The following is a 20175-nucleotide window of genomic DNA, read 5'->3' as shown; positions in this document are numbered from 1 at the left end:
TCAATTTGAAATAAACCCAAATTTTTAACAATGAGAAATATAAAATTGGTAGAAGTACGCTCGGAAATTGCAGCCGGGACCCGAGGGGCTAGTCTAGGGATAGATGCCTTAAAAATTGCTAGTTTGGATAAAACATCTGATTTTTTTACAAAATTTGAACCCGTCCATGTTGCCGACGCCAATAATTTTCTCTTTCGTGGCAATAAATACCCCCATGCAAAATACATCGATGGCGTATACCACGTTTTGAAAAATGTCTACAGTACCATCGAGACCTTGCGTTTGGAGAAAATGTTCCCTATTGTCCTTGCAGGAGACCATTCCACAGCAGCGGGAACAATCATGGGCATCAAAGCAGCCCACCCTCAGTTGCGGTTAGGGGTCATTTGGATTGATGCGCATGCCGATTTACATACCCCGTTTACCACGCCCTCGGGAAACATGCACGGAATGCCTTTGGCGATGTGCATACAGACGGACAACTTGGATTGTCAAGTGAATCAACCTTCTGAAGACACGCTCCTTTTTTGGGATAAAATCAAAGTTATAGGCGGCGACTATCCGAAAGTCTACCCAAAAGACATTGTTTTTATCTCCGTTAGGGATACCGAACAACCCGAGGACTACCTGATTGATAAATATGGCATCAAAAACTTTAAAACAGAGGAGGTAAGGGAAAAAGGAGTATCACAAATCGCACAAGAAGCACTGGAAATCTTGAAAGATTGTGATCAAATTTATATTTCCTTTGATGTAGATAGTTTAGATTCTTCCATCTCAGTAGGGACAGGAACCCCTGTTCCCAATGGGCTGACCGTAGACGAGGCGTTGAACCTGAATGCTAAACTCATCAAAGATAAGCGTGTATGCTGTTGGGAAATTGTAGAAGTTAACCCAACTTTGGACACTGAAAACCTAATGGCTGAAAATGCATTTGATATCTTAGAAGCCACCACCAAATCACTTGTAGATCACTTTTAACATATGAGCTTAGAACAAGGAATACTCACATCCATTCAACAGGCATTTGCTGAACTGTATGATCATCCACTAGCTGTAGAAGACTTACAGTTGCAACCCACCCGTAAGGAATTTGAAGGAAGCTACACTTTTGTAGTATTTCCCTATTTGAAAGTAACCAAACTTAATCCCGAGGCTACTGCAAAAGCACTGGGAGATTATTTGGTGAATTCTTGCGAGTCAGTCACAGCCTACAATGTTGTCAAAGGATTCTTAAACCTTGTTATCAACCAACGTTCCTGGCTAGATATTTTCAACAATCTCTTGGCAAAGCCAACAGTCGGACAGCTACCTGCCAATGGCAAAAAGGTTATGGTAGAGTACAGTAGTCCCAACACCAATAAGCCGCTTCATTTAGGTCATTTAAGAAATAATTTTCTAGGCTTCTCCGTAGCTGAAATCATGAAAGCTACCGGATATGAAGTCATCAAAGCCAACTTGGTCAACGACCGCGGTATCCACATCTGTAAATCCATGGTAGCATACAAGCACCTAGGGAATGAAGAGACCCCAAGCAGTAGCGGACTCAAAGGAGATCATTTGGCAGGAAAGTATTATGTCCTTTTTGACAAAACCTACAAAAATCAAATCGCTGAATTGATCGCTGATGGGTTTTCTGAAGAAGATGCCAAAAAAAATGCTCCCTGGATGCTGGAAGCTCAGGAAATGCTTCGCATGTGGGAACAAGGAGACGCCGCAGTCGTGGGGTTATGGAAATTGATGAATGGCTGGGTGTACGAAGGTTTCGACGCTACTTACAAAAGAATGGGGGTTAGTTTTGATAAGTTTTACTACGAATCAGACACCTACCTTTTAGGCAAAGACATTGTGGAGGAGGGATTGGCTAAAGGTGTCTTTTTCAAAAAAGAAAATGGCTCAATTTGGGTTGACTTGACTGACGAAGGTTTAGATGAGAAATTGGTTTTAAGAGCGGATGGCACTTCTGTGTATATCACCCAAGATATGGGTACTGCAGACCTTAAATACCAAGACTTTCAGATTGATAAATCCGTCTATGTTGTTGGCAATGAACAGGACTACCATTTTGATGTTCTCTTTAAAATCATGCGAAAACTGGGTCGTTCTTATGGCGCAGGTCTCTATCACCTTTCTTATGGAATGGTAGATCTACCTACCGGAAAGATGAAATCCCGTGAAGGCACGGTCGTGGATGCAGATGATTTGATTCAGGAAATGATAGATACTGCAGAATCCCATACCAAGGAATTGGGTAAAATAGATGGATTTTCAGATGAGCAAGCAGCTGAATTGTACGAAACATTGGGATTGGGCGCACTAAAATACTTCCTTCTGAAAGTTGACCCTAAAAAGCGAATGCTGTTTAACCCTCAGGAATCCATCGAATTTCAAGGTAATACAGGTCCTTTTATTCAGTATTCGCATGCGCGCATAGCTTCTATATTGCGTAAAGCTAAGCAGATTGGCGTTTCCTATCAATCAGATGCCTTTGCTAATGTATCAAGCATACAGGATTCTGAACGGGATTTGATCAGCATGCTACATGATTTTGAAAAAAAATTAATTCAAGCATCAGAAGACTATTCTCCAGCCATTTTGGCTCAATATCTTTTTGACTTGGCGAAAGAATACAACCACTTTTATGCAGACCTTCCTATTTTCAACGAACAGGAAAAGGCGATCCAATCTTTCCGAATTGCACTCTCTTTCCAAACCGCCCAAACAATCAAACGCGGGATGGAGTTATTAGGTATACAAGTTCCAGAACGAATGTAATATGAAGAAACTACTCTTTTTATCAGCTATGATTGTTTTTGCTTGCACTTCCAGTGTTCAAAAACAAAATCCAGAAACAATTACTACACTAGACCAATTACTTATGGAAAAATCCATTTACGATTTTAAAATGAAGGACATCAACGGGGATGAAGTAGATTTCTCCCAGTTTAAAGGTCAAAAATTGCTTCTTGTGAATGTTGCCTCCAAATGCGGATATACTCCTCAGTATGAAGATTTGCAAAAATTGCACGAGCAGTATGGCGAACAAGTAACGATCATAGGGTTCCCGGCCAACAATTTTGGAGGTCAAGAACCTGGCACTAACGAGCAAATCAAGGAATTTTGTTCATCCAAGTTTGGAGTAACTTTTACCATGATGGATAAAATATCCGTCAAAGGAGCCGACAAGCATCCTTTGTACAGATGGCTTTCGGATAAGGATATGAATGGTTGGAATGACAAAGAGCCATCGTGGAATTTTTGTAAATATTTTATCGATGAAAATGGAGAATTGGTGAAATTCTTTCCTTCATCCGTAAAACCCACTGACCAACAAATAGTGGATTTGATAAAAGCCTGATAATTAATTTAATAAATCATACCTTAGAGCCAAGCGACTATTCACTATTGATTTTGTGAATATCACTTGGCTCTACTTACAAGCACCTCTTGTCTTACACGCCCTATCTGTGGAAACAGCACTGACGAATAAAAAACAAGCTTGGCTTCATGCCCTTCGATTACGTACGCTTCCTTTAGCCTTGTCCAGCATTTTTCTTGGAAGCTTTGTCGCTCATTTCTTTGGAGACATGCATTGGGAGGTATTGGTACTCGCTTCCCTCACAACCACTTTTTTACAGATCTTATCCAACTTAGCCAATGATTATGGTGACTCTGTTCATGGAGCTGATAGTAAGGAGCGAGAAGGACCTATCCGGGCAGTTCAATCCGGAGTAATCTCTCTACCCGAGATGAAGCGAGCCATGATCCTGTGTGGGATATTATCCTTTATTTCCGGCATCATACTCCTATTGGTAGCTCTCCAAAATTGGAAGCTCATCGTGCTATTCATTGGTTTTGGCCTTACTGCGATTTATGCAGCCATCACCTATACTTCAGGGAAAAATCCTTATGGCTACATAGGATTAGGAGATATTTCGGTATTTATATTTTTTGGCCTTTTAGGGGTAGTTGGCACCTTCTTTCTCCATAATTTACAAGTGAATGCAGGGGTTTGGTTACCTGCCATATCTTTAGGGTTGTTTAGTACAGCAGTTCTCAATATCAATAATATCCGAGACATTCCATCTGATACGCTGGCTGGAAAACGATCCATTCCTGTCAGAATCGGAAGAAAGCGAGCCGTTCAGTACAATTGGTTATTGATTCTTGGAGGGAATATGCTTTTACTCGTTTTTGCATTCGTGTATCAAGCTTGGGGTACATTGGCGGCTTTACTTGCCTTTCCTCTTATGCTATCCGTTGCAAAAGGGGTACAACGGGAAAAAGAGGCCTCTAAAATTGATCCTATGCTTAAAAAAATGGCTATTTCTACGCTTTTGTGGGTATTGGGATTTGGTTTAGGGCTCTATTTCATAAAATAAGTCGGGGTTAATTCCTTTATTTTTCGGTATTTTTTGTAATTTCCATGGTTAATAAACCAAACCCATATGAAGACTATTCTTGTTCCTTATGATTTTTCGACACAGGCCGGCTTTGCCTTAAATTTCGCAACCAAGTTAGCTGAAAAAACAAAAAATAAACTCGAACTGCTCCACGTGATCGAATTGCCAACACCTACAAGTTTCAGCTCTTTTGGAGAAGCAGGAGGCATGAGCAGTGAGACTGCTAACATATTCATGATTGAGCTCATAGATAAGCGAAAAAAACAAATGGCAGAGTTGGAAGAAACATACAAGGATGCAGCATTCCAATTCGAAACTAAAATGGTTTTCGGAAATCCATTTGCAGGGATAGCCAAAGAAATCGTAGATGCAGACGCGGATATTGTAGTCATGGGAAGCAAAGGTTCTTCTGGAATAGAGGAAGTATTGATTGGGTCCAATACTGAAAAAGTGGTCCGGAATGCTGCTTGTCCAGTCTTAACGATCAAGTCAGCCATCCTACCAGACGAAATTCAACAAATAGTTTTCGCTTCTGATTTTAATGAAGTTCCTTCCAACGTAGTAGAACGCCTGAAAGCTTCTTTGGCTGTAATTGATGCCACATTGCATTTGGTAAAAATAAATACACCGAGCATGTTTGAACACAGCAGGGTGTCTACCCAAAAAATGGAAGCGTTTACCAAAGAATTCAATCTACAAGTGAGTTCCATGAAAATTTACAATGCTCCTTCAGAAGAAGAAGGAATCGTAGATTATGCCGACGATATTAAAGCTGATATGATCGCTATGGCCACTACAGGGAGAACAGGTTTTCTACACCTTTTGACAGGTAGCATTGCAGAAGATGTAGTAAACTCCGCAATCAGGCCCGTATGGACGATGAAAGCAAAAAAATAACATGAGTAAAAAAAAGAACAACGATTGGAAAAAACGAGATGGAGTAGTTTACTCCACTTCGGATAACTTTGAATTCAACCTTTTAGCAGACGAGGAGGTAGCAACCCTCCCTCCTGCCAAGCAACAATTGAAAGTTCAGTTGGATAAAAAAGCAAGGGCAGGAAAACAGGTCACTTTGATTACAGGATTTGTTGGAACTGAGGAGGATTTACAAACACTCGGGAAGCTCTTGAAAAATAAATGCGGGGTCGGTGGTTCTGCCAAGGATGGAGAAATCCTCCTCCAAGGAGACCTTCGAGATAAAACCCTGGATCTTCTGCTCAAAGAAGGTTACAAAGCAAAAAAATCAGGAGGGTAATCCCTCCTTTTCTTTTATTCAACCATCCATGATGAATCGTCTGATTTACGCTTTTGAGTTGCTGCTGCTCCTTCCCTTTTTTCCATTTCTTTATTGGAAAGGAAAGAGTCTAAGGGAGCAAGTACAGCGACTGCCCCAACATTCTACCTATTTGAAACTGTCTAACTCCCATGCTTCCAAACGGGTATTGGTCATAGGGGAATCTACCGCTGCGGGGGTAGGCGCAAGTAGCCCCGAAACAACCTTTGCCGCACGTCTTTTTGAAGCAAGTAAAGGGGATTTTGAAGTGCTCAATTTGGGGAAAAATGGACTCAAAGCAGCAAGACTGCCCCGCTTACTCACGCATGCCAAGCCAGATATCCCCACATCATTTGATCGGGTGATTATTTTGATTGGAGCCAACGATTGCTTCAAATTCACCCCTCCCGGTAAATTCCGAAAAGAATTGAAAGCATTCATTGAAATCTTTGAACAGCTTGATAGTACCCAAATGGTATTTATTCCTGCCATTGCTCCCGTCAATCATTTCCCCGCCATTCCCGCTTTGTTACGCTTTTTCTTAGGAGTACATCGGTATATATTGAACAAAGAAATCTATCGATTAAGTAAAAACCTCCATAAACTCTACTTTCACGATTGGAAAACAAGCTTCACTGATGAGTTTTTTGCAAGCGACGGAATTCATCCTTCGGATTTGGGGTATGAAAAAATGGCAGAAGAAGCATACCGATTTATAAAAGGGTGACCCCGCAAGAGCCACCCCTTTAACAAAAAATGCCTAACCATTTAAAAAAAAATCCAGCCAAATACATATACGAAACCGATAATTGATTTGGATTGCAGGTATCAAAAAAAATGGAGAAACTAGCACGATTTTTTTCAATTCTTGGACACCCGCTGTTGGTAGGACCTGCCTATGTGGGATTGATGGCATTCGACAAGTTAAGCACGCATCAAGCGCTCCTTTTATTGGGAATGGTCTTAGGCGTCGTTACCATTCCCATCATCATCCATAATTTTTATAAAGTCAAAAAAGGGAGTTACACCAACTTTGATGTATCTCAACGGGAACAGCGAAAAGGCTTTTATCCCTTTTTATTAGGGCTATTTAGTTGCATCAATTTGCTTATTTATTATTTAGATTTTCCTCAAGAGGTAAGTGTTCAAACAGGAGTTTTTACAGGAATGTTGCTTCTCTCTTTTGCCATCAACTATGTTTTGAAAGCATCACTGCATACAGCCATCCTATTTTATATCTGCTTCAGTTTGCTTCATTTAGATCTGCTATGGGTAGTCGGCTTACTTATCTTTGCCGTCCTTACCGCTTGGTCCAGAGTCTATACTCAAAAACATCAAGTATCTGAAGTACTGGTAGGTGGCGTTTTGGGTGCTGTTTTTGGCTTTTTGGCTTTGCAGATTTAATAGTTTGAAGGGGTAGAAACCAAATCGATACCTGGCAGGTTTTCGAAACCTGCCAGGTCTGAAATTAGAGATTCAGAAGCTGTTGGTTCTGAGATTTCTCAAAATTATCGTTTGGATTCATTAAAATACCCTGATCAGGGTATTGCAACTACAAACTAATTTTTAAAACTTACAGGACTTATGAATTTTATATTGACAGTTTGTGTCAGTAATTTTATTTATATGGAAGCAGTTTTTACCTTACACAAAAATAATAGTTATGAGGTTCAAAATAAATCTATCAAGAATAAGTAGAGGAAAATTTATTCCAATTAACTATCAATACGAATTATCGTCTGTCATTTATAAAATCATCAATAATTCAGATAGTGATTTCGCGAAATTTTTGCATGAAACAGGCTACTCCGTCAAGGGGAATAGTTTCAAACTCTTTACTTTTTCTCAGATAAAGTTTGATAAAAGCAAGGTATACACAAGCGAGCAGCGAATCGAACATCAGGGTGAATTTGCTTATTTTTTTATAAGTTTTTTGGTAGATAAAGCAGCCGAAGAATTTGTCAAGGGCTTATTTATTTACCAAAAGATTAGCATAGGTGATAAAATTTCTAGGGTTGATTTTGAAGTAGTAGGGATAGAAGGCTGTACACCACCAGTATTTCAAGAAAGAATGAACTATCGCTGCATTTCTCCTTTGCTAATTAAGCAAAAAAGAGCCGATGGAGGTGAGAACTACTTAGAGCCTGAACATGCCCTTTACAAAGAAATTCTAATTCAAAATCTATGCAATAAGGCTCTTGCATTTGCATTAACCATTGAACATAAATTTTTGACAGAATCGATTCCTGCTTGTGAACTAGTGGTCAATGGAAAAATCTATAAAAAAGGAATACGTATCAAACAGCATACTCAAATGGCCTCTCACCTTATAGGGTATATGTTTGAATTTGAACTAACTGCACCGCTAGAACTTCATGAAATAGGCTTTTATGCCGGTTTTGGACATTTAGGCAGTCAGGGTTTTGGGTGTGTGGAGGTGAAAGATTGAGAAAAATGATTGAATTAAATAGATGCAATAATACTGTTAAGAGTAAAGTCTATTTAAATTGACTAATCACAATAAACGATACCTAACAAAAAAGAATGACCAAATAAATGAAGAAATTATTGAATTTGGGGCTTCTGAGGAGGCCGAGTAAAAAAAATTAAAGTTAAAAATATGAGATTAAATATAAAACTTAGCCAAAATACTGAATCAGTTCCTTTCGATTATCAAAGAAGTCTTGTTGGCACATTCCATAAATGGCTTGGAGAAAACCATGTTCACGATGATATTTCTCTGTATTCTCTGTCGTGGCTAATGGGTGGTAAAATTGATAAAAAAAGTTTTGATTTTAAAAATGGTGCCTATTGGCAAATCAGTTCTTATGATACAGCTTTGATTAAAACACTTATCAAAGGAATTCAGCATGATCCTGAATTGAATTTTGGAATGAGAGTCAAAGAAGTATCGATTATGACTGAACCAACAGTTGAGTCTATCCAAAGATTTTACTTAAACAGCCCCATATTCATTAAGAGGAAATTAGAAGATAGAGTGCATCATTATACATTCTCTGATGCTGAATCAGGGCTTTATATGACTCAAACCCTACAAGTGAAACTCGAAAAGGCAGGTCTTGACCCAAATGGTGTAAAGGTCTATTTTGACTCTACATATCAAAAACCAAGTACCAAGATGATCAATTATAATGGCATCAAGTGCAGAGCGAGTATTTGTCCCGTGATTCTTGAAGGGAGTGAAGAACAGCTCAAATTCGCTTGGAATGTGGGCATTGGGAATAGTACTGGAATTGGATTTGGCTCTTTAAAATAAAAGGTATGACATACTATGTAGTAAAATATTCTGGCCCCTTTGGTTTCATTAAACCTTGGACGGCAGTTAGAGACAGTGAAACATTTAGTCAACAATTTTTAACTCCATCTATAGTGGAGGGAATTGAAAAGAAATTGTTTCCAGAATTACTTGGTAATGAAGGTATCCATAAAATAATCGGTCATAGATTGTCTTATGATCAAGTAAGTGGACAACAAGAAGTAATTCAAACGAGAGGCTGGAATTCAACTAGAAAAGGGAAAGAATTTCTTTTTGACAGACCTAAAGCAATCTTGATACGTGGAGTTTTACAAAACCCGACCCTATTACTAGCTTTTACATCTAAAGAAGATGCATCTAATGCGGCTAAACAGCATGTTTGCCTTTGTAGAAACGAGGATGTAATGTATCCAGATTCTATCATCAAAACTACCAAAGAAGCATTTGAAGGAGATGAAGATAAATTCCCTGGTTTCGAGTTGGTTTTCGGGAAAAATGATAAATCATTTTTAGTCGGGTATCATAGGCTGAACAATAAACCCATGTATGGCTGGATTAGAGTAGTAGGACAACCCGTAACCAACTTCTGATGGAACATCTTCTTGCCAAATCTGCTCCAGAATACACTTCCTTAAAAGATCATCTTTTACACGTGTCCTATGCCGCAAAAGCATTTGCCAACTATCTAAAGATGGATGAATTAGTAGCATTCAATGGTGCAATCCTACATGATTTGGGAAAGGCTCACCCTGAGTTTCAAAGAAGAGTTAAAGGAAACGGACAAAATAGCAAAGTATTCAGACATGAAATAAGTTCTCTTCTTTTCTTATCCGTGTTTCCAGAATCAGAATATTCGGCTTTATTGGATATGGTTATCGCCCATCATAAATCAGCCAAAAATGATGCTGGAGACAAAGGGTTGCTGGACTTGGAAAACGGATATGACTATATTGACTTTCATGTTGGTAATTGGGAGCAATGGGCTCCAGAAGCGTTTAGACTAATACAAGAGATTGGAATACAGTGTGCTCCATTTGGTGAGAAAGAAGCTCGCCACAACCTTTCATACGCTATATCTTATTGCAAAAAGCAAACGAAAACCAGAGGGTATTCAAAGTGGAGAGGCTTGCTAATGGGATCAGATCACTTTGCTTCGGCTTTGATTAATGATACAGAGCAAAAGCTTAGCAAGGCTTTTAAGACACCAAATCTTTCATTCTATAACCGTTCACATCCACTTTATCCGCTTTCCTTTAAAGAAACGGCTTCATCAAAGAAACATACCTTGGTTGTGGCCAGTACAGGTGCAGGCAAAACAGACTATCTTTTCAAAAGAACCCAGGGACGGGTTTTTTATACTCTTCCGTTTCAGGCTTCTATCAACGCCATGTTTAAACGGGTGTACATGGACCTAAAAATGGACAATCCTGACTTGGATATACGAGTTCTCCATTCTGCTTCCATGGTCGTCAGACAAAATGGTAAAGAAGAGGAAAGTGTCTTACAACCACTTTTCGGTTCAGCAATTAAAATTCTAACTCCCCATCAACTAGCAGCCATTGCCTTTGGAATGAAAGGTTATGAAGCCATGCTGTTAGATTTAAAAGGCTGTGATTTCATTTTAGATGAAATCCATACCTACACTGGGATATCCCAAGCAATCGTATTGAAATTGGTTCAGATCCTTAAGGAGCTTGACTGCTCCATTCATATAGGTACGGCCACCATGCCTACAAAACTATATCAGAAAATAGTAGAAGAATTGGGTGAGGATATTTTGTTAGAGAAACTGACCCTCGAAGAGTTGGATGAATTTGATAGACATACCTTATACAAAATCAATTCATTTGAAGAGAGTTTGCCAAAAATCAGCCAAGCCATTGAAGAAGATAAAAAAAATTTGGTAGTCTTTAACCGTGTCGCAAGAGCGCAGGAAGCCTATGACCAATTAAAAGTAATGTATCCCGAAATCCCAATCCTTTTGCTCCACAGTCGCTTTAAAAGAGGCGATAGAAATTTTAAGGAGAAACAACTACTAGGCTTGGATGAGGACGGAAATCCAAACGGTGAATTCAATACTTCTACCAAGGCATGTATTGTCGTATCTACTCAGATCGTAGAAGTAAGTCTGGATATCAGTTTTGACCTTATGGTAACTGAGACAGCACCTATCGATGCTATGATACAGCGCTTTGGTAGAGTAAACAGAAAAAGAACCAAGGACACTATAGGGAAAACCAAACCCATCTATATAATCGCACCTCCAGAAAATAAAAACGATGCCTTGCCTTATGATTTGGAAGTGCTTAAAAGATCCTATGAAGTTTTAGAGGATAGCCAGGTTTTAAAGGAAAGGGATTTGCAAGGTAAAATTGACTATGTATTTCCAGAGATTGATTTTATGGATATAGAAGAACATGCTGTATTCAAATCTGATGGCAGAATTACCATTGACAAACTTACTCACAGAAGCAAGTCCATTCTATTTGAATTACTCGAAATAGACAGTGTATCCTGTATTTGTGAAGGAGATTTGGAGATGTATGAAAATACTGATTTTGAAAAGAGACTAGAGCTAGAGATTCCAGTAAGGTATTTTGCGGTGAGAGGAATGAACCAAGTACAAAAAGGAAATAAGCCCTTTATCATACCTGATAAAGCATATGATTTTGAAATTGGCTTAGATGTAAAGAAAATCAGAGAAAACAACTTTGATGTAAATAACCAAATATTATGATCACAGCAGTTATCGGTAAAACATTTCTAAATGCATACAACGAGAAGTATGCTAAAGAACTTTCCCCAAAAGAGTTTTTTGAGCTAGAATACTGGGAATTATTTTATAATCATTCCAAATACATGCAATGGGTGACCAATTCTCCTTTTGTGCAAATGAAAAGTGGGCAAAAACCACATTTACTTTCGGTAGATGAAAGGATTGAAAAACTGGTAAACTTGTTTGAAAAGGCTGGAAATGAAATTCCCGATGCCAGTTTTGCTTTGGGATATCCAGCTTCTGAGGCTAAGGAGTATGCCAGCACTTCTGGCTTGGTCAGTGATGTAATCATTCCTGTGGATGAAGATGAAGTTTATCTTTCGTGGATCGGCAGTGGGCTGGGAATTACGGTTGCTGGTGGCTTTACGATACTTTTTGACAATTCTGAAATCACCTTACACACCTTTGAAGGCTGGAAGGTTTACCGAAAGTATTTGAACGACCCTACTTTAGAAAAGCTTCGTGGGAATCAGATTAACACTTGGAATGGGCAGTGGTTGACCTATTCTCTCAATCCTGAAGAGTACCGAGAGGACTTTGATTTTTCGGAACTTACCAATCAGAAAATTTTTAAAGTTGATACTAATCTGGCAGAAGTTGCCACAGTAAATTGGAGTCAACTATTCTTTAGCCTATCTACCCAATTCCCTGATCGTGAAATGATGGGCTATGTGTATGGGTTCGGGCAGACTAATAAAACGATAGGATTTATCCCATTTCAACTTAAGTCAGGAGGAAATATCAAGGAAGTTTATCAGAAACTGTTTGGAGAATTTAAAATCAATAAAAAGGAATTTGAAAGCCTTTTTGGGATGCATATCAAGCGAGCTTGTGAATTAGGTAGTATTGGTTTGCGGGCTTTACGTCCTGACAGTTTAAAAAAATACATGACTGAGGAAAAAAATTTAACCTTCAAAAAAGAAGAAGACACAATAAATTATCACGCATACAAAACCTGGTTAGTCGCTATGTTAACACGAAACAAAGAAGAAATCACAGACTATACCCCCAAATTGGCTGAGGTCATTTTGCGGTATAGAAATACCGGAAAAGGCATGTCAAGAGTCACACTGGTAGAAAAGGAAATGTTTACATCCAAATCCAAAAGGGGATTTATAGAGTCATTGACACTTATGATCCCTGATCTGGAAGAGGAAGATTTAGAAACACTAAAAACGCTAAAAGACGAAGTACACCTGATGACCAACGAGGAATTTGGCTACTTTTTAACGCTTTTAAAATTTGATTACGCTTACCAACAAAAGAAATCATAACCATAAACAATCAAAAAATGAATACTATTTATATAAGAACTTTAAAGAGAGCTGAGCACACCGTTTTCAATGTGGCCAATGGGCAAAAGTACTACTATGATGTTCAGTTTAACAAGAGAATTCCTTTTTCCAGTGGACAACAGGTAAAGCGTTCATTGATTGACGCCCTTTGCGAGGCGATTGACCAAATCCCGTCGCCTACGACCTTTCTGTTTGAGGTAGACAAACAGAAGAAACTTAAAGAAGGAGAGGTTTATGGAACATGTGACCCTACATATGCCGATCAACTATTTGGAGGCTGGATGAAAGCTTCAAAAGGTGGTGGAGAAAGAACGCTAAAAAGAAGAAGTCCTCTGTCCATTTCTGCCATGAGGGCATTACACCCATTATTAGCTGGATTAGACTCCAACGGAGGAGAAGCTGGCTCGTTTGACAGAAGTGAACGCTCGAATAATGCCGTGATTATTCGGGATGATAAAGGGAATATTCTAACTGACGAAGAAATCGATATCGTTTTGAAAACCGAAGGAAATACAGATAGAAGCCTAGGAAGAAAATGGCTGAATCCTGCTGAAAGGGCAACAGGCCTCTTCGTATTTGACATTGCAATTGATTTGAGGAGACTTTTTTCTGTTAGCACCAATCAGTTGGAGCCGGAGATGGCAGATGCTACAATAGCCAAACTGAAAGAGGAAGGCTGGATTGAATCCAAAAATGTGTTTGGTCCTTGCCTAGTCGCTCCTAAATCAATAAGGGAAGAATGGATCAAAGGTTTGGCGCATGCTATAATTAACTGGCGAATCACTTCTAACCAATCTAGAACCTTTAGCTTAATGGACACCCTCGCCGTCTCCATTAGTGATAATGCCAATTTGATTGCAGGAAGTATTCGAGCCAAGTTATCAGAAGAAGATTCGCGAAAAGCTGATCCAATTATTGATGAAAATCTGAATGGAGTAGAAACATTTATTTCGCTTCAAGCAGGAGGTTTTATTCATACTAAGGGAGAAACAGCTGATGCCCTTGACCGTGCAGAACAAGCGCTAATTGATAAAATGTCTGCCTTTGATTACGAAAACCAAATCGCTTAATATTTAAAAGCACCTTCTTTGATGAATATCTAAAAGAAGGTGCTTTTTCATCCACCCTCCCCTTCCATTTTTGACCAATTCTACCTGCAAGTTTCTTAGAAGCCTTACAAAATCAAAAAATATACATTTCACTCACCAACTCTGAAAAATAATAGCGAGAGAGTCAAATAAATCTCACTTATTCTTTTAGGCTGATCGTTTCAAGTTTGATATAAATCATGAAAAATAACTATCTGAAATTATCCAAACCTATTACGAAAGACTTAAAACGTTTTTTCAATACAACCTTTTACCTCCAAATTGTTGAATAGAAAAAATATCCCTAGAAAAGCTTATAATTAAAACTGAAATGAACAAAATGCTTTTATCATAGCAGACAATATTGAAATAAGCCATAAAAACAAAATTTCTCAATGGCTATTTGTCTTTCTTTATTAACCCATGAACATCACCGGAACACATATTGCTTACCTCCACACCTGTCATAGGAAACTTTGGCTATTTGCCAATGGAATCCAAATGGAACATACCTCTCAAATTGTGGCTGAAGGAAAACTAATTGCTGAGACCACCTATTTGGACAGAGCGAGAAAATACACAGAACTCGAGCTGGATGGTATCAAAATCGATTACTATGATGCCAAAAATCAAGTGATTCATGAAGTAAAAAAATCCGATAAGGTAGAGCATGCACATTTTGCCCAAGTAAAATACTACCTCTATATATTGATCAAAAATGGCATAGAAAATCCCTCTGCCATCCTTGAATACCCAAAAATGAAACAACGACAAATCGTCGATTGGGACGAAGGAGATTTGGCTGAAGTAGAAAAATGGAAAAGCGAATGTTCTGCTATCACTCATCAGTATGACTGCCCTCCATTATTAAAAAAATCAATCTGCAAAAAATGTAGCTACCACGATTTTTGCTATGCCGGAGAGGAATATGAACTATAAAAAAGGAGTCCTACCCTTCTCCATCAATAAGTAACGAAATTCAAAAAATAGGAAAAAAATGAAAAAGACCTATTATCTTTTTAATCCTGGACGAATGAGTCGAAAGGACAATACGCTCAAATTCACTCCTGTAGATGAATCTGGCAAAGAAGGTATGCCTAAGTACATCCCAGTAGAGGGAGTATCTGATTTCTATTGTTTCGGTTCACTAGATGCCAACAGTGCACTTTACAATTTTCTAGGAAAAAATGGGATAAGCGTGCACTTTTTCGATTATTACGAGCACTACACCGGAAGCTTCCAGTCCAAAGAGTATTTGCTAGCTGGTAAAATGCAAATCAACCAAACCCAGCATTACCTCCATACTGGTAAGCGTATGGCCATTGCCCAGAAGTTGATCACTGGAGCAGCATTCAATATGTCCAAAAACCTGAAATATTACCATAATCGAGGCAAAGACTTGGAAATCCAGCTGACGAAAATCGACCTCTATGCGCAAGAAATTGAAAATACTACTACGATCTCAGGTCTTATGGGAATAGAAGGGAATATTCGGCAGGTGTATTATCAGGCATTTGACATTATAATAAAGGACCATGCAATGGAAGGACGCAGCAAGCAGCCTCCCATGAATGAACTTAATGCTTTGATTTCATTTGGGAATATGATGTGCTATACATTATGCTTGGATCAAATTTACCATACCCAATTAAACCCTACAATCAGCTTTTTGCATGAACCTGGATATAGAAGGTATTCTTTGGCGCTTGATTTAGCGGAGATTTTCAAACCGATTTTAGTGGATAGGATTATATTCAGGGTATTAAACAAAAAAGAAATCCAATCCAAAGATTTTGATTTTCATGTCAACAAAGTGATTTTAAAAGAGTCTGGCAAAAAAGTTTTTATCCGAGCTTTTGAAGAGCGCCTTAATGAAACCATCAAACACCGGACATTAAACAAGCAAGTGAGTTACAAAAGTTTAGTAAAATTAGAATGCTACAAACTGAGCAAGCACCTGCTGGAAATGGAAACCTATCAGCCATTTAAGATTTGGTGGTAGGGGTTGAATAATTGAATAATTAAACTATGTACATAATTTTAGTCTACGATATCGGAGAAAAGCGAGTTGGCAAGATGCTGAAGCTTTGTAGAAAATACTTGAACTGGATTCAGAATTCGGTATTTGAAGGAGAGATCACAGAGGTGAAGTACAAAGAGTTGATAATCTACGCCAAGAAGATAATGAAAATCGAGGAAGATAGTTTAATTGTATTTAAGAGTAGAGAAGAAAAATGGCTGGATAAAGAGGTCATTGGACAAGAAAGAAATGATTTGGATACCTTTATTTAGTTGTCGAAGGCAGCCAAAAGCACGGCATACCCAAGCTTATAGGTCCATACCTTCCATAAAACACTGGTAAACATCATATTATAAAGTTGTCGAACGTGGGTAAAAAATTGACTATTGAAGGTCGACGCATTTTTACCACTAAATTAATTAGCTAAAACAGTCAAATTGATTCAAAAAGCCCTATTTTAGTTTGTCGTTTCGGCGGCTCTCAATCGCACCATACAGGAATTGAAATGTCCCTTGTGGCTTGTGTTATGACTGTAAAATGCGCTCTCAATCGCACCATACAGGAATTGAAATAATTGAATCCCAGTAGCCTGAGCGTTTCCATTTTGCTCTCAATCGCACCATACAGGAATTGAAATGTCCATAAATTCATCTCTCCTAGCTTCCAAGACCACCTCTCAATCGCACCATACAGGAATTGAAATCTTCGTTAGGGTTGCTGTATAGGTGAATGATACGCTCTCTCAATCGCACCATACAGGAATTGAAATATGCAAGTCTATGTAGTCCAAATACATCTCAACACTCTCAATCGCACCATACAGGAATTGAAATTCTTATAACATTCATCGGAAACGTAAGGACCTCTGGCTCTCAATCGCACCATACAGGAATTGAAATTACATGGGCCGGACACAAATAAGCCTCCAATCTAAGCTCTCAATCGCACCATACAGGAATTGAAATTTTTCAATTGCTAAATATTTGCTCCCTATGCGAAGCTCTCAATCGCACCATACAGGAATTGAAATGCATTAGTAAATGTTGATACTCCAAAGAATGTCAATCTCTCAATCGCACCATACAGGAATTGAAATGACCTTGAAACTATCAGTTAGGCGCTCAGAATCGGTCTCTCAATCGCACCATACAGGAATTGAAATAATTGAATTCCAGCAGCAATAGCATTTCCATTTTGGCTCTCAATCGCACCATACAGGAATTGAAATAGTAGGTCATGTAATAGGTGCGCTCGTCTCCCTCACTCTCAATCGCACCATACAGGAATTGAAATAGCGGTAAAGAGGCTGTAATACCATTCGAGCGTATGCTCTCAATCGCACCATACAGGAATTGAAATGTAAGTGCGATAGGATTCAACAATATCTTTGTCAACCTCTCAATCGCACCATACAGGAATTGAAATAATCGGATGGAATGCCGACATCCCCGAAGGCTCACACTCTCAATCGCACCATACAGGAATTGAAATAAGTGGCGTCCGTAGATACTCCATGCTTTTTGTATTCTCTCAATCGCACCATACAGGAATTGAAATAACGGATGGAACTTTCCAAGATGTTGGATCACTCACTCTCAATCGCACCATACAGGAATTGAAATTGTATTCATAGTACCATTCCAATAAGCGCCTCTGTTCTCTCAATCGCACCATACAGGAATTGAAATAAGGAAGTCATCTTTGCCTTTGTAATTATCCTATCCTCTCAATCGCACCATACAGGAATTGAAATTACCCTCTTGGGTAGTGGTTAGATAAGCAACCAAAGCTCTCAATCGCACCATACAGGAATTGAAATATCAGATGCGTAAACGGTAACGTTTGATTCTACTAACTCTCAATCGCACCATACAGGAATTGAAATATCGAATCACAGGGTATCAGTATGGTTTTAACGCTCTCTCAATCGCACCATACAGGAATTGAAATATAAGGATATTGTCCTGTGGGGTTATGTTGTTTGTGCTCTCAATCGCACCATACAGGAATTGAAATAGAGGAAGCGCAGCTAATACGATTAACTGTCGCTGCTCTCAATCGCACCATACAGGAATTGAAATTCGCATGTCGCTCCAATCTTGTTTTAAGTCCTGTTCCTCTCAATCGCACCATACAGGAATTGAAATAGTTTAGTTCATGCCTAATTCGAGCGTTTGCAGCTGCTCTCAATCGCACCATACAGGAATTGAAATCTTGATGAACTCGTTTGAAGCCTTGTGAATCGCATCTCTCAATCGCACCATACAGGAATTGAAATATGATCGCCCGATCTCTCAGTAAGAATACCGCTAACTCTCAATCGCACCATACAGGAATTGAAATAGAAAGATGCTTGTAAGGTTCTAACTGTTTGCATACTCTCAATCGCACCATACAGGAATTGAAATCTTGATGAACTCGTTTGAAGCCTTGTGAATCGCATCCTCTCAATCGCACCATACAGGAATTGAAATTTGACAGATGTAGATATTTCAGATGTCGTGGTAGAACTCTCAATCGCACCATACAGGAATTGAAATTATACATGGTATGTGGGGAGAAATTAGCCTGATATGCTCTCAATCGCACCATACAGGAATTGAAATTTGATTGCATCGGAGCAAATACCGATTGCCAATTTTCTCTCAATCGCACCATACAGGAATTGAAATTCAACTGTATCAACCATTACATCCGCTTCAATTTTGCTCTCAATCGCACCATACAGGAATTGAAATCTAGGGAACTTAGTCACTATATCAAAATTGATATTCTCTCAATCGCACCATACAGGAATTGAAATAGTCCAACTTGCCAACTACTAAAAAAAATCAACTTTCTCTCAATCGCACCATACAGGAATTGAAATTTAAAATAATTAGAATTACCTTTTTCGATGTCTCTGCTCTCAATCGCACCATACAGGAATTGAAATTCATCTGCTTCTCTCCCCTTCATGACACAACTTAAACTCTCAATCGCACCATACAGGAATTGAAATAGAACTATCCATTTTGATTCAAATGCCTTAATTCCTCTCTCAATCGCACCATACAGGAATTGAAATATATAGTTAAGATTGAATTAACGTTTTTCATCTTGCTCTCAATCGCACCATACAGGAATTGAAATATACTAGCAAAAGCAGCAACTGAAACCGATTTAATACTCTCAATCGCACCATACAGGAATTGAAATCTTTGATCACCAAAGGAGTAAAGGCAGCAGTAACCACTCTCAATCGCACCATACAGGAATTGAAATAAGATCACTGGTGGAGGACCTGGAATAGGACAAGACTCTCAATCGCACCATACAGGAATTGAAATCTATTACCGATCTCAGACGAGCATTCAAGCTACAGGCTCTCAATCGCACCATACAGGAATTGAAATGAACCTGAAAGCGAGACAAAAAAAAAGCCATTGAAGCTCTCAATCGCACCATACAGGAATTGAAATTAACAACGGACATAACCGTTAATGCCGTCACTCAATCTCTCAATCGCACCATACAGGAATTGAAATAGTGCTAATTGCTTCCTGACTGCCTGTGGAGTTACGCTCTCAATCGCACCATACAGGAATTGAAATTCAAGAGTACAGTTAAAGATAGTTTCAAGATTAGACTCTCAATCGCACCATACAGGAATTGAAATTAATTGGCAACTGTGAATTACCATCATCGACCGTTACTCTCAATCGCACCATACAGGAATTGAAATGGAATTAGCGGTTCTACAAATATTTCCTTTGGCGGCTCTCAATCGCACCATACAGGAATTGAAATAACTTGAACGGCTTGCAATTTCTTCACCTTTTTTTGCTCTCAATCGCACCATACAGGAATTGAAATCTGATCTCCCCTGTGAAGCATAGAGTTAAAGTAACTCTCTCAATCGCACCATACAGGAATTGAAATACGAAACGAGCTTATAAACCGATGTGCAAAGAATACTCTCAATCGCACCATACAGGAATTGAAATTTGGTTGAATTGGATAACACTTATGCAACTTTTAAGCTCTCAATCGCACCATACAGG

The 20175-nt window shown here is 38.8% G+C and carries 17 protein-coding genes and 1 CRISPR repeat array (1 of these 18 running past the window's edge); all 17 genes read left to right on the top strand.

The genetic code is table 11. The features are described 5' to 3' along the window. The first annotated feature begins 30 nt into the window (after positions 1 to 30). Positions 31 to 981, top strand: a complete 951-nt coding sequence (locus tag IPZ59_RS11470; protein WP_236136186.1) for an arginase — start codon at positions 31 to 33, stop codon at positions 979 to 981. Between the two features lie 3 nt (positions 982 to 984). Further along, on the top strand, positions 985 to 2775 hold the full coding sequence (gene argS, locus IPZ59_RS11465) for an arginine--tRNA ligase (protein WP_236136185.1): 1791 nt from the start codon (positions 985 to 987) through the stop codon (positions 2773 to 2775). Position 2776: 1 nt separating this feature from the next. Beyond that, positions 2777 to 3358, top strand: coding sequence for a glutathione peroxidase (locus IPZ59_RS11460; protein ID WP_236136184.1), 582 nt, complete (start codon positions 2777 to 2779; stop codon positions 3356 to 3358). 109 nt (positions 3359 to 3467) lie between these two features. Further along, complete coding sequence (locus tag IPZ59_RS11455; RefSeq protein ID WP_236139805.1) at positions 3468 to 4382, top strand: 1,4-dihydroxy-2-naphthoate polyprenyltransferase; 915 nt, start codon at positions 3468 to 3470, stop codon at positions 4380 to 4382. A 66-nt stretch (positions 4383 to 4448) separates the two neighbouring features. After that, a complete protein-coding gene (locus tag IPZ59_RS11450) occupies positions 4449 to 5300 on the top strand; it encodes a universal stress protein (protein ID WP_236136183.1) in 852 nt (283 codons plus the stop codon). 1 nt (position 5301) lies between these two features. Then, positions 5302 to 5658 carry a translation initiation factor gene (locus tag IPZ59_RS11445; RefSeq protein ID WP_236136182.1) on the top strand — a complete coding sequence of 119 codons (357 nt, stop codon included), beginning with the start codon at positions 5302 to 5304 and terminating at the stop codon, positions 5656 to 5658. Between the two features lie 28 nt (positions 5659 to 5686). Then, positions 5687 to 6403, top strand: coding sequence for an SGNH/GDSL hydrolase family protein (locus IPZ59_RS11440; RefSeq protein WP_236136181.1), 717 nt, complete (start codon positions 5687 to 5689; stop codon positions 6401 to 6403). 110 nt (positions 6404 to 6513) lie between these two features. Next, positions 6514 to 7080, top strand: a complete 567-nt coding sequence (locus IPZ59_RS11435; protein ID WP_236136180.1) for a phosphatase PAP2 family protein — start codon at positions 6514 to 6516, stop codon at positions 7078 to 7080. Between the two features lie 259 nt (positions 7081 to 7339). Further along, the gene (gene cas6, locus IPZ59_RS11430; RefSeq protein WP_236136179.1) at positions 7340 to 8125 is read left to right on the top strand and encodes a CRISPR-associated endoribonuclease Cas6; all 786 of its coding nucleotides are present in this window, start codon (positions 7340 to 7342) and stop codon (positions 8123 to 8125) included. 171 nt (positions 8126 to 8296) lie between these two features. After that, positions 8297 to 8953, top strand: coding sequence for a CRISPR-associated endoribonuclease Cas6 (gene cas6, locus IPZ59_RS11425; protein ID WP_236136178.1), 657 nt, complete (start codon positions 8297 to 8299; stop codon positions 8951 to 8953). A 5-nt stretch (positions 8954 to 8958) separates the two neighbouring features. After that, entirely contained in the window at positions 8959 to 9543 is a 585-nt protein-coding gene (locus IPZ59_RS11420; RefSeq protein WP_236136177.1) for a hypothetical protein, read from the top strand. Next, the gene (gene cas3, locus IPZ59_RS11415; RefSeq protein WP_236136176.1) at positions 9543 to 11690 is read left to right on the top strand and encodes a CRISPR-associated helicase Cas3'; all 2148 of its coding nucleotides are present in this window, start codon (positions 9543 to 9545) and stop codon (positions 11688 to 11690) included. Before IPZ59_RS11420 ends, cas3 begins: the two co-directional genes overlap by 1 nt. Then, the gene (locus tag IPZ59_RS11410; RefSeq protein WP_236136175.1) at positions 11687 to 13003 is read left to right on the top strand and encodes a hypothetical protein; all 1317 of its coding nucleotides are present in this window, start codon (positions 11687 to 11689) and stop codon (positions 13001 to 13003) included. Before cas3 ends, IPZ59_RS11410 begins: the two co-directional genes overlap by 4 nt. 17 nt (positions 13004 to 13020) lie before the next feature. Further along, on the top strand, positions 13021 to 14094 hold the full coding sequence (locus tag IPZ59_RS11405) for a CRISPR-associated protein Cas7 (protein ID WP_236136174.1): 1074 nt from the start codon (positions 13021 to 13023) through the stop codon (positions 14092 to 14094). A 441-nt stretch (positions 14095 to 14535) separates the two neighbouring features. Further along, on the top strand, positions 14536 to 15051 hold the full coding sequence (locus IPZ59_RS11400; RefSeq protein ID WP_236136173.1) for a CRISPR-associated protein Cas4: 516 nt from the start codon (positions 14536 to 14538) through the stop codon (positions 15049 to 15051). Positions 15052 to 15109: 58 nt separating this feature from the next. Next, a complete protein-coding gene (gene cas1b, locus IPZ59_RS11395) occupies positions 15110 to 16114 on the top strand; it encodes a type I-B CRISPR-associated endonuclease Cas1b (protein WP_236136172.1) in 1005 nt (334 codons plus the stop codon). A 26-nt stretch (positions 16115 to 16140) separates the two neighbouring features. Next, positions 16141 to 16404, top strand: a complete 264-nt coding sequence (cas2, locus tag IPZ59_RS11390) for a CRISPR-associated endonuclease Cas2 (protein WP_236136171.1) — start codon at positions 16141 to 16143, stop codon at positions 16402 to 16404. 205 nt (positions 16405 to 16609) lie between these two features. Next, positions 16610 to 20175: a CRISPR direct-repeat array (repeat unit 30 nt; unit sequence CTCTCAATCGCACCATACAGGAATTGAAAT); it runs 7117 nt beyond the window's last position.

Origin of the sequence: Mongoliitalea daihaiensis (assembly GCF_021596945.1) — a bacterium.
GTDB classification, from domain to species: domain Bacteria; phylum Bacteroidota; class Bacteroidia; order Cytophagales; family Cyclobacteriaceae; genus Mongoliitalea; species Mongoliitalea daihaiensis.
The sequence above is the reverse complement of the archived record's forward strand: the minus strand, read 5'-3'. Positions and strand labels throughout refer to the sequence as shown.

What these genes read in the sequence shown, in the direction of transcription:
- IPZ59_RS11470 (WP_236136186.1), top strand. Translation starts at nt 31, where the DNA reads ATGAGAAATATAAAATTGGTAGAAGTACGCTCGGAAATTGCAGCCGGG.
- argS (WP_236136185.1), top strand. Translation starts at nt 985, where the DNA reads ATGAGCTTAGAACAAGGAATACTCACATCCATTCAACAGGCATTTGCT.
- IPZ59_RS11460 (WP_236136184.1), top strand. Translation starts at nt 2,777, where the DNA reads ATGAAGAAACTACTCTTTTTATCAGCTATGATTGTTTTTGCTTGCACT.
- IPZ59_RS11450 (WP_236136183.1), top strand. Translation starts at nt 4,449, where the DNA reads ATGAAGACTATTCTTGTTCCTTATGATTTTTCGACACAGGCCGGCTTT.
- IPZ59_RS11445 (WP_236136182.1), top strand. Translation starts at nt 5,302, where the DNA reads ATGAGTAAAAAAAAGAACAACGATTGGAAAAAACGAGATGGAGTAGTT.
- IPZ59_RS11440 (WP_236136181.1), top strand. Translation starts at nt 5,687, where the DNA reads ATGATGAATCGTCTGATTTACGCTTTTGAGTTGCTGCTGCTCCTTCCC.
- IPZ59_RS11435 (WP_236136180.1), top strand. Translation starts at nt 6,514, where the DNA reads ATGGAGAAACTAGCACGATTTTTTTCAATTCTTGGACACCCGCTGTTG.
- cas6 (WP_236136179.1), top strand. Translation starts at nt 7,340, where the DNA reads ATGAGGTTCAAAATAAATCTATCAAGAATAAGTAGAGGAAAATTTATT.
- cas6 (WP_236136178.1), top strand. Translation starts at nt 8,297, where the DNA reads ATGAGATTAAATATAAAACTTAGCCAAAATACTGAATCAGTTCCTTTC.
- IPZ59_RS11420 (WP_236136177.1), top strand. Translation starts at nt 8,959, where the DNA reads ATGACATACTATGTAGTAAAATATTCTGGCCCCTTTGGTTTCATTAAA.
- cas3 (WP_236136176.1), top strand. Translation starts at nt 9,543, where the DNA reads ATGGAACATCTTCTTGCCAAATCTGCTCCAGAATACACTTCCTTAAAA.
- IPZ59_RS11410 (WP_236136175.1), top strand. Translation starts at nt 11,687, where the DNA reads ATGATCACAGCAGTTATCGGTAAAACATTTCTAAATGCATACAACGAG.
- IPZ59_RS11405 (WP_236136174.1), top strand. Translation starts at nt 13,021, where the DNA reads ATGAATACTATTTATATAAGAACTTTAAAGAGAGCTGAGCACACCGTT.
- IPZ59_RS11400 (WP_236136173.1), top strand. Translation starts at nt 14,536, where the DNA reads ATGAACATCACCGGAACACATATTGCTTACCTCCACACCTGTCATAGG.
- cas1b (WP_236136172.1), top strand. Translation starts at nt 15,110, where the DNA reads ATGAAAAAGACCTATTATCTTTTTAATCCTGGACGAATGAGTCGAAAG.
- cas2 (WP_236136171.1), top strand. Translation starts at nt 16,141, where the DNA reads ATGTACATAATTTTAGTCTACGATATCGGAGAAAAGCGAGTTGGCAAG.